General features: G+C 66.9%; 7 protein-coding genes and 1 pseudogene. 2 read left to right on the forward strand and 6 right to left on the reverse strand.

What is annotated here, in order from left to right; genetic code table 11:
• Positions 1-58: 58 nt before the first annotated feature.
• Positions 59-3,919: a S8 family serine peptidase gene (locus tag RF646_RS11175; protein WP_368835994.1), complete on the reverse strand. Its 3,861-nt coding sequence runs from the start codon at positions 3,917-3,919 to the stop codon at positions 59-61.
• A gap of 283 nt (positions 3,920-4,202) precedes the next feature.
• Between RF646_RS11175 and RF646_RS11180 the strand changes: the two genes are divergently transcribed.
• A complete protein-coding gene (locus RF646_RS11180; RefSeq protein ID WP_368835995.1) occupies positions 4,203-5,492 on the forward strand; it encodes an adenylosuccinate synthase in 1,290 nt (429 codons plus the stop codon).
• Positions 5,493-5,577: 85 nt separating this feature from the next.
• Here the strand turns inward: RF646_RS11180 and RF646_RS11185 are convergent, their stop codons facing one another.
• From RF646_RS11185 to RF646_RS11195, 3 genes are all read right to left on the reverse strand, one after another.
• The gene (locus RF646_RS11185; protein WP_240919125.1) at positions 5,578-6,966 is read right to left on the reverse strand and encodes an amino acid permease; all 1,389 of its coding nucleotides are present in this window, start codon (positions 6,964-6,966) and stop codon (positions 5,578-5,580) included.
• Positions 6,967-7,246: 280 nt separating this feature from the next.
• Complete coding sequence (locus RF646_RS11190) at positions 7,247-7,588, reverse strand: DUF202 domain-containing protein (protein WP_085106814.1); 342 nt, start codon at positions 7,586-7,588, stop codon at positions 7,247-7,249.
• Entirely contained in the window at positions 7,585-7,977 is a 393-nt protein-coding gene (locus tag RF646_RS11195) for a YidH family protein (RefSeq protein WP_064846485.1), read from the reverse strand. The genes RF646_RS11190 and RF646_RS11195 overlap by 4 nt, the downstream gene beginning before the upstream one ends.
• Before the next feature lie 185 nt (positions 7,978-8,162).
• Here RF646_RS11195 and RF646_RS11200 point away from each other — a divergent pair, with 185 nt between their 5' ends.
• Entirely contained in the window at positions 8,163-8,606 is a 444-nt protein-coding gene (locus RF646_RS11200; RefSeq protein ID WP_085106815.1) for a DUF4190 domain-containing protein, read from the forward strand.
• Between the two features lie 60 nt (positions 8,607-8,666).
• Here the strand turns inward: RF646_RS11200 and RF646_RS11205 are convergent, their stop codons facing one another.
• Positions 8,667-10,664, reverse strand: coding sequence for a M13 family metallopeptidase (locus RF646_RS11205; RefSeq protein ID WP_368835996.1), 1,998 nt, complete (start codon positions 10,662-10,664; stop codon positions 8,667-8,669).
• A 260-nt stretch (positions 10,665-10,924) separates the two neighbouring features.
• A pseudogene (locus RF646_RS11210) lies at positions 10,925-11,731 on the reverse strand (serine hydrolase).
• Positions 11,732-11,788: the final 57 nt, after the last annotated feature.

The raw sequence follows: 11,788 nt of genomic DNA on the forward strand, positions 1-11,788 counted from the left end.
CACGGGGCCCTCGCCGTTGCGGAGGATCAACCGATGTGGTGAACCCCGCTGGGAGCGACTACTTCTGCTGGTCGTAGCGGAAGAGGAACGCCGCCATCTGATCGCGCCGCACGGGCTCGTAGGGGCGGAAGGTCCCGTCCGACCAACCACGGGCGATGTTCTGCCCGTTCATCCAGGCGATCTCCTTGTAGAAGACGTGGTTGGTGGGCACGTCCTTGAAGGGGGAGGCCTTAGGAGCGGTGTACGCCGGGGATCCCGCCATCCGGTAGAAGAACGCGGCCATCTGGTCGCGGTTGATCTGCTGGTACGGGCGGAAGGTCCCGTCCGGCCACCCCTTGGTGATGCCCTGTTCGCTCATCCACGCGATCTCCTTGTAGAAGACGTGGCTGGTGGGCACGTCCTTGAAGGGGGACTTGGTGGGAGGCGTGTACTGCGGCGAACCGGCCATCCGGTAGAGGAACGCGGCCATCTGGTCACGGTTCACGGCCTGAGTAGGACGGAAGGTCCCGTCCGGCCAACCGCGGGTGATGCCCTTGTTGGCCAGCCAGGAGATCTCCGAGTAGAACACGTGGTTCTTGGGAACGTCCTTGAACATCGGGTTCTGGGTCTCGGGGGCCTTCGCCGCGGACTGGAAGGTCTTGACCTCGGCCTTGGCGCCGTCCTGACCCGCGCGGATACCGGAGAGGTCCCCGGCGGCGTTGTGCAGGTGCAGGAACAGGGCCTCGCCCTTGGCGCTCTCCGAACCGCGGTGCGCGGTCAGCTTCTTACCGGGCAGATCGGTGAACAGCGACGTGTTGACCTGTTCCCCGCGGAAGGAGATCTTCGGGGTGACCGGGCTGTACTCGATCACGCCCGTGCGGTCCACGGGGCCGTCGATGCTCCCGGAAAAAGTGGTCACCTGGTAGGTCAGCTTGGTGTCGGTCTTGGTGGGATCGATACCCAGCTTCGCGGCGCTGACCGGCATCACCATGGCGTTGGTGTCGAACGTGTTGGTGTCCACGTCACCCCAGGAACCGTTCAGCGGCTGGCTGTCGATCACCGTGAGCTCACCGTTGACGTAGCCGTACAGGTTCACCACCGGGTAGTCCAGACCATCCGTCCGACCCAGGGCCGCGATGTAGTCGGGGCGACCGTTGCCGGTGGTGTCTATCGCGATCTCCGTGGAGACGTCCGGCTTGATCGTGCTCGCGTTGCCCCAGCTGGAGACACCGAAGTTGATCATGCCGTCCTTACCCACGTCCTTCTTCTCGGCCTTCAGCTGCGGGAGGTTCGAGGAAGCGCCCACGTACTGCAGATCGGCGAACTGGGAGTTGCCGCCGGCCAGCTTGGTGGAATCCAGGCGGCCCGACTTGGCACCCAGCTCGAAGGCCCCCAGGGCCGACTGCCAGCCGCCCTGGTCCAGGCCGGTGCCGGCGAGGGCGACGGCGCTCGTGCCGTTCTTGTCCCACCGGTCCAGCGTGGCGTTGTCCACCCGCATGTCGGCCGCTGGCTTCGGGGCGATCGACATGGGGACGCGCAGGTCCTGGCCGTTCTCCGTCAGGACCAGGCGGCCGGATTCGGAGGCCAGGAACTGACGGGCGAAGCCCAGCTGGGTCACGGCCTCGGAGGGGTCGTGGGTCTTGGCCAGCTGCGCGCGATCCACGGTGGCGGTCACCTTGACGGTGGCCTTGCCGCCCTTGGCCACACTGACCGAGCCCGGCGTGGAGAAGCTCACGCCCGGGACGTCGGTGGAAGCGTCGAAGCGCACCTGGTACGTGTGCGCCGCGCCGCTGGTGTTGTCCACGACCAGCTCACGGGAGAAGGTCTCCTTGCCGTTCTTGATCTCGGTGACCCCGAAGGTCGAGGAGATCAGGGCCGGATTGGCCTTGTCGTAGACCAGCACATCCTGGTTCACGGCGCGCAGTGCGTCCACACGACCCGAACCCACGCGGTCCACCGCGGAGGTGGCCCCGTTCGCGGCGTGCACGTCGTGCACGGCCGAGTTCATGATGGCGGCCTTGATCATCTGGGGGTTGTAGTTCTGGTGCTTCTGCTGCACCAGGGCGGCGATCCCGGCCACGTGCGGGGTGGCCATGGAGGTGCCGGTCTTGACCGACACGCCGTTGCCCGCGGCCACACCGGCGGAACCGATGTTGGTGCCGGGTGCGGCGACGTCGGGCTTGATGACCCCGTTGCTGCCGTGCTGACCGCGGGAGGTCGAATCGTTGACCTGGTCCTTCTGGCCGGTCTGAGCCCTGGCGGCACCGATCCACTCCGGGGCTAGCTTGACCCGGGCCCCGCCGGCCTGGGCGGCCGGCTTGATCTTGGCGACGGATTCCTTGCTCATCAACAGACCCGGGACGCCGGCGTTGCCCGCGATGCTCGTGGGATCCACCGAGTAGTCGGACTCCAGGACCACGCCCTTGCCGCCGGCGGCCTGGACGTTGTCGAAGCGGACCTTGGAGCCGCACGGGAAGCCGGCCTTGTCCTCCCAGTCGAGCATGACCCACTTGCCGCCGAAGTTCTGCGAGAAGGGAGTGCAGCCGAAACGGTTGTCCTGCGGGCCGACCACGACGTCGCCCTGGAGCTGTTCGGGCTTGGCATCGCTGTAGTTGAAGCTCCCGCTGTAGGAGCCGGTCAGTTCACCCTTGGCGCTGTCAGGCGAGAGGCCCTCGGCCTTGTCCTGCGCGGCGGTGCTGCCCTGGGAGTTGGCCACAGTCAATGCGGAACGCGCGCTGCCCGGGGAGCCGGAGATCTCGTGGGCGTCCCCGGCGTTGCCCGCGGCGATGACCGAGAGGATGCCCTGGCGGGACAGCGCGTCGATCAAGTCGTTCTGGGGGTCGTCGGCCGGGCCGAAGTCGGACCCGAGGGACATGTTGATGATGTCCGCCTTGTCCGAGAAGTCCCCGTCCATGTTGGGGTCCAGGGAACGGTCCAGGGCGTCGAGGACCAGGTTGGTGGAACCCTCACAGCCGAAGACGCGCAGCCCGATCAGTTGCGCCTCGGGCGCGGTGCCCGGGCCGATCCGCATCTTGCCGATCTGCTCCTGCGTCAGCTTGGTGAAATCGCCCTTGTAGGTCTTGCCGTCCGCGCCCACGCCGTAGCCCGCGGTGGTGCCCGCCACATGCGTTCCGTGGCCGCCGGCCTCGCAGTCCAGCGGGTTGTTGTCCGGCTTCGGGACGCTGGTGGGAATCTGGGCGTCGTAGGCGTCGCCCGCGAGGTCGTACCCGCCGAGGAACTTCTTGGAGTCGTACAGACCCGAGTCCTTGCCCGGCAGGTCGTTCGAGGCCTTGGCCTTCTTGTAGGCGTCGACGGTGCCCGGACCACCGAAGTCGGCGTGGGTGTAGTCGATGCCCGAGTCGATGATGGCGACCTTGACGCCCTTACCGGTCTGGCCGGTTTGGGTCCAGGCGTTGAGGGTGTTGGTGTCCAGCACGGAACCCGCGTTGTTGCGGTAGGCGGGGACGATCTTGGAGATCTTGACCACGTCGGAGCGCTTGCTCAGCTCACGCAACTGCGCGGCATCTCCCTTGAGGGCGACTCCGCGCAGGGCGTTGGATGTGGTGTACAGCAGGTCGGACCCGGAGGCGGAGGCCAGGGTGGAACCCATGCTCTCCACCGACTGACGGATGGCCCGCACCCGCGCGGCGGCCTGGACCGGGTCCTGGCTCCCGGAGCGCACGCCCTCGGGTTGCGTGGCCTCGAAGGCACTCGGTCCCTGCAGCTGCACGAAGACCGCCACCTGGCCCTCGGCATCCTTGAGGTCCGAGCCGATCAGCCGGTCGGGGTTCTGGGTGTTGTGGTCGTCCGTCTTGGGCGCCGGGGTGATGTCGACGGCGCTCGCCGGCAGCGCCGTGCCCAGGGCCAGTGCCAGGCCCAGGGCGGTCGTGAGGCAGGCCTTGGCGGCTCTGCCACGACCAGCCCTTGTCTCGTGGTTCATGTCTCGTCCTTTGACATTCGGGGGATGTCGTGAGGTGCATCGCAATGACCCAAGCCTGCGTGCGCCCTACCGAAAAGTAAAGGTTTCATCAAAATATTCTGTGCTCTCACCAGTCGCGATGTCCGTGGCGTGTCGGACGCCGAATTCGCGCCGTGACCGGGGTGGGCGGACGAGAGCGGCGGTGGTGGGCGTCACCGTTAGAATTGGTTGGTACGTGCCCCGCGCGTACTCCTCAACCGTTGTCGTGCCGAATGGGTGCAAGCCCGGGCAGGAGTAGCCAGCTATGCCAGCAATCGTGATCGTCGGAGCCCAGTGGGGCGATGAGGGCAAGGGCAAGGCCACGGATCTCCTGGGTGGCCGGGTGGACTACGTGGTCAAGCCCAACGGCGGCAATAACGCCGGGCACACCGTGGTGGTGGGCGGTGAGAAGTTCGAGCTCAAGCTCCTTCCCGCGGGCATCCTCAGCCCCAACGCCACCTCTGTGATCGGCAACGGCGTGGTGATCAACCCCCAGGCCCTGTTCGAGGAGATCGACGGCCTCGAGGCCCGCGGCGCGGACACGTCCCACCTGCGGATCTCCGCCAACGCGCACCTCGTGGCCCCGTACCACCAGACGCTGGACCAGGTCACCGAGCGGTTCCTGGGCAAGCGCGCGATCGGTACCACGGGCCGCGGGATCGGTCCCACGTACATGGACAAGGTGGGCCGCCTGGGCATCCGCGTGCAGGACGTGCTGGACGAGTCCATCCTGCGGCAGAAGATCGAGGGCGCGCTACGCCAGAAGAACGAGCTGCTCGTCAAGCTCTACAACCGCCGCGCGTTCGAGGTGGATGAGATCGCGGAGTACTTCCTGGGCTTCGCCGAGCGCCTCGCGCCCATGATCGTGGACTCCACGCGAGTGCTCAACGAGGCCCTGGACCGCGACGAAGTGGTGCTCATGGAGGGCGGCCAGGCCACGTTCCTGGACGTGGACCACGGCACCTACCCGTTCGTGACGTCGTCGAACCCCACCGCGGGCGGCGCGTCCGTGGGCTCGGGTGTGGGCCCCACGCGCATCACCCGGGTGATCGGCATCCAGAAGGCGTACACCACGCGCGTGGGCGCCGGTCCGTTCCCCACCGAGCTCTTCGACGAGATGGGCGAGCAGCTGCGCAAGACCGGCGGCGAGTTCGGCGTCAACACGGGCCGGCCGCGCCGCACCGGCTGGTACGACGCCGTCATGGCCCGCCAGGCCGCGCGGATCAACGGCTTCACGGACTTGTTTATCACCAAGCTGGACGTGCTCACCGGGCTGCGTGAGATCCCGGTGTGCGTGGCCTACGAGGTGGACGGTCAACGCTTCGACGAGATGCCCATGACCCAGTCCGACTTCCACCACGCCCAGCCCGTGTACGAGAACTTCCCGGGCTGGACCGAGGACATCACCGGGGCCCGCACCCTGGGGGACCTCCCCGCCAGCGCCCGCGCATACGTCGAGGCATTGGAGAAGATGTCCGGGTGCCGGATCTCCGCGATCGGTGTGGGCCCGGACCGGGACGACACCATCGTGATGCGGGACCTGATCGCGGACTGACGCCCCGATTCCCACCCGCGGACACGACGACGCCGCTCCAAGCCTTGGAGCGGCGTCGTCATGTCATCCGTGGGGCACGGTCGGATCAGTGCTGCGAGACGTCTGCGGTGAGCAGGTCCACGGGCTTGTCCTTGGTCACGACCTTGTGCCCGAGCCACAGGGCCAGGAACACGGGCAGGCCCAGGTACGAGGACAGCAGGCCCAGGGCGTTGACCTCCCCGGACGTGATCAGGCTGTAGCCCTGACCCAGGATCACCACGGCACACATGATGAGCGCGACCACGGGGCCGATGGGGAAGAACCGGGCACGGTAGGTGAGGTTCTTGGGATCCCCGCCCTGCAGGACGTAGGCCCTGCGGAACCGGTAGTGGCTCCACGCGATCCCCATCCACACGATGAAACCGGCCAGGCCGGAGGCGTTGATGAGCCACACGTACGCCTGACCTTCACCGATCAGGGTGGTCAGGAAGCAGAACATGCCGATCAGCGTGGTGGCCAGCAGTGCGAGCATCGGGACACCGCGGCGGTTGACCCGGGCCAGGAACCGGGGAGCCTTCCCGCTCTTCGCGAGCGCGTAGAGCATACGGGTGGAGGCATACAGGCCCGAGTTGCCCGCGGAGAGGATGGCGGTGAGGATCACGGCGTTCATCACGCTCGCCGCGGCCAAGACACCGGCGTGCTCGAACACCAGGGTGAACGGGGAGATGGAGACGTCCTCCACATCGCTCGCGAGCAGGTGGGGATCGGTGTAGGGGATCAGGAAACCGATCACGGCGATCGCGCCGATGTAGAAGAGCAGGATGCGCAGGAAGACCGTGCGGATGGCCTTGGGAACGGTCTCGCGGGGGTTGTCGGCCTCGCCGGCCGCGACCCCCACGAGCTCGGTGCCCTGGAAGGAGAACCCCGCGACCATGAAGATGGCCATGATGCCGGTGAAGCCGTTGACGAAGGGCGCCTCGCCGGCGGTCCAGTTGTGGAACCCGGGGGACGGGCCGCCCAGGATGCCCAGGATCATCAGGACACCCAGGACCAGGAAGATCACCACGGTGATCACCTTGACCAGGGAGAACCAGAACTCACTCTCGCCGTACGCGCGAGCGCTGAGGGCGTTGAGGGAGAAGAGGATCACCAGGAACAGTGCGGACCAGATCCACGCGGGGACGTCCGGGAACCAGTAGCGCATCACCAGCGCGGCCGCCACGAGTTCCGCGGCCACGGTGATCGCCCAGTTGTACCAGTAGTTCCACCCGATCGCGAAGCCGAAGGAGCGGCTGATGTAGCGGGTGGAGTACTCCTCGAACGAGCCCGCCACGGGCAGGTGCGTGGCCATCTCGCCCAGGGACTGCATGAGCAGGAACACCATGAACCCGATCGCAGCGTAGGCGACGAGCGCCCCGCCGGGACCCGCGGTGTTGATGGAGTTGCCGGAGGCCACGAACAGACCGGTGCCGATCGCACCGCCCATCGCGATCATGGTCAGGTGACGCGACTTGAGGGTGCGGCGCAGCGAGCCGTCGGGCGCGACGTCCTGGCCGGTGGGCCGTGGATCGGGGCGGTGGGATGCGTGTGGATCGGGCGGCGTGGCCGCCGTCGAGATGTTTCCCCCACCGGACGAAGATGAAGACACAGGGTTCTCCCGTAGTTGTGATGGTCCGGCGCCGCAGCGGATCGCGGCGGCTGAGGGACATTATGCGCGGCATCGCAGCACACGTGGGGATCCCCACGCAAGGGTCCACCGAAGTGGCCACAAATTCTCAGAAGACGATCACCGTGATGATTCCCAGGACGCCCAGCACCAGACACGTCCCGGAGGTCACGACCACGGCCACCAGGTCCGGCGTGATCCGCTCCCCGGCGATTCCCACGGATTCTCGCCGATAACGCATGCGTTGTGTGGCATAGATCCCTCCGGAGAGGCACAACGCCACGGTGAACAACGAGAGCACGAACGCGCCGTGGGCCGGGAGCCACTTCAGGTAGATCGCTGCGGCGGTGCACAGTGCCAGCATGGTCCGGCCCCAGGACAGCACGGTGCGCTCGGGTTGCAGTCCCGGATCTTCGTGCGTGCGCACGCCCGGCGGGGTGATGGAACTCATCGGGTCAGCACCACGACCACGAGCACCCCGGAGGCGATCGCGCCCCCTACCGCCACGAGCGGGACGATCAGCGGCAGGGGCAGGGGAGCCTTGTGCCGCATGGAACGTTCCACGCGCAGCCACCGCAGTGCGGCTCCGGCACTGAGGAACATACCCAGCACCAGCAGGACCAGGGCCAGGAACTTGCGCACCGCGATGTCGAAGATGTCCCCGGTGAACGCCTCGATGGCGATGCCCCCGGCCAAGAAGGCCAGGGACGTGCGGATCCAGGCGAGGAACGTGCGTTCGTTTGCCAGCGTGAAGCGGGGGTCCGGTTCCGTCCCGCCGCGCAGGACACGGTGGCTGATCGATCCACGACGCCGCTCGGCCGGGTCTTCGGGGTGGCTCACGGTTCTCCTTCGTCTGGGCTCTCCGTACGCGCCTCTCGGTGCAGAAGCAGGATCCTGAGGTGATGGTATGCGCTCGGGGGCCGGAAGCGGCGTCGTGGGCGGGGGGGGGGCGCACCCTTGTCCGCTCGTGCCGCGCACGAGAAGATGGTCGCACTCGCAGACCACTGGCGTAGGGAGAACAGGTCATGAGCACGAGCAACCACCCGGGCAGTGGCACCTCGCCCCACGAGGAAGGAACCCGGTACTCGGGGACCGAGTACCACCGCGACACGCGGCCCCTGTCCGTGTCGGCCGATACCCACCGCCCCTACGCGCAGCCCGCAGGACAGTGGCACTACGTCCCCGCCGGACCGGAGGACGCCCAGCGGCAACAGCAGGCGAGCTCCAGCTCGGAGACGTCACTCGTGCTGGGCATCCTGGGAGTCACCGTCCTGCCGATCCTCGCACCGTTCGCCCTGTGGCAGGCCACGAAGGCTGAGAAACTCGGCGGCAGGGCGACCGCGGGCAAAGTCCTGGGCTGGGTCGGTGTGGTGCTGCTGATCCTGATGGTGCTGTGGTTCGTGTTCTTCTTCGCGATCTGGGGATTCGCGATGAACGAGTTCATGCAGCAATCCCGCTCGAGCGTCTGAGACGCGCAGGAGCCCCGCCGGTCCGACCGGCGGGGCTCCTGTCCACGTAGCTCGAGGGCGCTACCAGATGGCCACGCGTTCCTCCTCCGGCAGCCACATGCCGTCCGAGTCCTGGACGTCGAACGCCTCGTAGAACGCGTCCACGTTGCGCGGGGTCTGGCCGGCACGGAACTCGGCGGGAGAATGCGGATCCGTGGCGATGCGTGTTTTTAGCGCCTCGTCCCGGGACTTCTCCTGCCACACGTAGGCCCAGGAGATGAACAGCCGCTGCGCGGGGGTGTACCCGTCGACGCTCTCGCTGTCCGGACGGTCCTTCTTCTCCTGCGCGGTCTTCCATGCCTTGTAGGCAATGGACAAGCCGCCCAGGTCTCCGATGTTCTCACCCAGGGTGAGTTCGCCGTTGACGTGCGGAGCGGCGTCGTCGTCCGCGAACTGCGCGGGGGACAGCGCCGCGTACTGGCCCACGAGACGGGCCGTGCGCTGCTCGAACGCCGCGCGGTCCTCGTCCGTCCACCAGTTGCGCAGCTTGCCCTCGCCGTCGCACGTGGAACCCTTGTCGTCGAAGCCGTGACCGATCTCGTGACCGATCACCGAGCCGATGGCCCCGTAATTCACGGCGTCGTCCGCGTCCTCGTTGAAGAAGGGGGGCTGCAGGATGGCCGCGGGGAACACGATCTCGTTGCGCAGCGGGTGGTAGTACGCGTTGACCGTCTGCGGGGTCATGAGCCACTCGTGCTTCTCCACCGGCTTGCCGGCCTTGCGCGCGAGCTCGTCCACCGCGAACTGGGCGGTGCGCACTACGTTGCCCACCAGGTCGTCCCCGCGCACCAGCAGGCCCGAGTAGTCCTTCCACTTCTCCGGGTAACCGATCTTGGGGGTGAATCCGGAGAGCTTCTTGAGCGCCTCGGCCCGGGTGTCTTCCGTCATCCAGTCCAGGCGCTCGATCGAGTCGCGGTACGCCTCCAGGAGGTTCGCCACGAGCTCGTCCATGCGTGCCTTGGCGGATGGCGAGAAGTTCTCGGCGACGTACAGTTCGCCCACGGCCTCACCCAGGGCGCCGTTGACCAGCCCGACGCCGCGCTTCCAGCGTTCGCGCAACTGCGGCGTCCCGGAGAGCACGGTCCCGTAGAACGAGAAGTTCTGGTCCACGAAGGCCTGCGGCAGGTACGCGGCGCGGGCGGAGACCACGTGCCAGCGGGCCCAGGACTTCCACGCGTCCAGCAGGTCGTCGGTGAGTAGTTCGTCCAGGCCCGTGAAGAAGCTGGGCTGGGCGTTGATCACGGTGCTCAGGTGCTCCGGGGTGAGCCCCATGCCCTCGAGCACGGCGTCCCAGTCCAGGCGGGAGACCTGGTCCGTGAGTTCCGCGAACCCCATGGGGTTGTACATCTTGGTGAGGTCCCGCACCGTGACCTTGTCCCAGTGCTGCGCGGCGATGCGCGTCTCCAGCTCCATGACCGCCTGCGCCTGTTCGGCGGCGTCCTCGAATCCGGCCAGTTCGAGCATCTTCGCCACGTGCGCCACGTACTTCTCGCGGATCTCGGCGTACTGCTCCTCGCGGTAGTACTCCTCGTCCGGCAGCCCCAACCCGGACTGGCCCACGAACACGAGGTTGCGCTGCGGGTCCCCGGGGTCCGAGTCCAGGTCGATGTCCAGCGCCGCCCCGATCCCCCGGCGCATGGCCGTACCGAACCACTTGGACAGCGCACGCGGGGAGTCGATCACGGCCACGGCGTCCAGGTCCTCGCGCAGCGGCTCGGTGGCCAGCTCCTCGATCCGGTCCGTGTCCATGAAGGACGCGTACAGCAGCGCGATCTTGGTCTCGGCGCCCTGCTCCGCCGGGTTCGACGCCGCTGCGCCGCCCTCCGCGCTTGCGCCCGTGATGATCTCGCGCACCGCCTGCTCGGCCTGATCCCGCAGTTCGATGAACGCCCCGGTGCTGGCCTTGTCGTCCGGGATCCGGGCCTCCTTCAGCCATGAACCGTTGACGTGGCGGAAGAGGTCGTCCTGCGGGCGGACCGAGCGGTCGAAGGCATCGAGGTCAAACACGGAAGTGGTCATGAGCCCCACGGTACTGAGCGGCGGTGGGGCGGGTCACACCGGGGCTCGGCCTGTTCCCGCAGGGCGGAACCGTACGGCGTCGTGACCCCGGGGGCGGGACGGTCAGTCATGCGCAGAACATCTGAGGCCCGGAAATGCCATCCGAACCCGCCACCACCGGCCTTTTGGGGACTCAGATGTACCGGCCGGATTGGCAGCCCCCGGTACGCCGTATCGCAATGATGACCTAAATGGGCGCCGTCCATGAGTATCTACAGGACCTAGCGGTAGCTACGAACGCAGTGGCGAGCGATTTGCCCCACCACCGTGTTGGACAGAGGAATGGTCCGCTCCCTGCGGGCCGATTGTGTCAGGACCGCGACGGCGATAGGCGGTTCGTCGGGGTGGGAAATGACCCCAGCCTCATGGCTGAGCGCCGCCAAAGACCCAGTCTTGGCTGCGCTCTGGACACCCGGGTACGTGAAGACTTCAGCGAAACGGTGTCCCCATGCTTGTTATCCCAGTACATGCCGCATGAACGAGCACTGGGAGGGAGTGGCTGCGTGGTCCTCCCAGATGAACGAAAGGATACCTACGAGATCGGAGGCCGTGGTACTCGATACCAGCAGGGGGTCGTATTCCCGGGGATCGGGCAGAAGGTAGGGATCCAGATTATCGGCGTCACGGCCAACCTCGGCCGTGTGCAGATCGGTTGCGAGTAGGTAGGGCCGGATATCGGTTTGCAGCAACCCGAGGCGTCTCAGAGTGTGTGCCACACGATCGTGACCCACGGCGCATAGCACCGCGTTTCCAGCCGTGTTGTCCGAGATGGTCGTCATCAATTCGACCAGGTCTCGCCACGACATGCATACGGGGTCCAGGCATATCGACAACCCCGTGGGCCCGGGAACGCGGGTCTCAGGCACCAGATCGACCGGTGCAGCCGGGTCGATGAGGCCATCGTCCGCAGCCTGACAGAAGGCGGCCATGACAACGAGCTTGTACAGGGAAGCCGTTGGAAACCTGACCCCAGTCCGGTAATTAAAGGGAGATAGCGGACCGGTGACAGTTTGACGGCTCTTCAGGATCCAGGGTGTAGTTGGGGTCGGCGCGTCGGTCGCCGGATAGGGGTCGAGGCCTCCCGA

The organism is Kocuria sp. CPCC 205261 (assembly GCF_040981025.1).
Taxonomy (GTDB): Bacteria; Actinomycetota; Actinomycetes; order Actinomycetales; family Micrococcaceae; genus Kocuria; species Kocuria marina.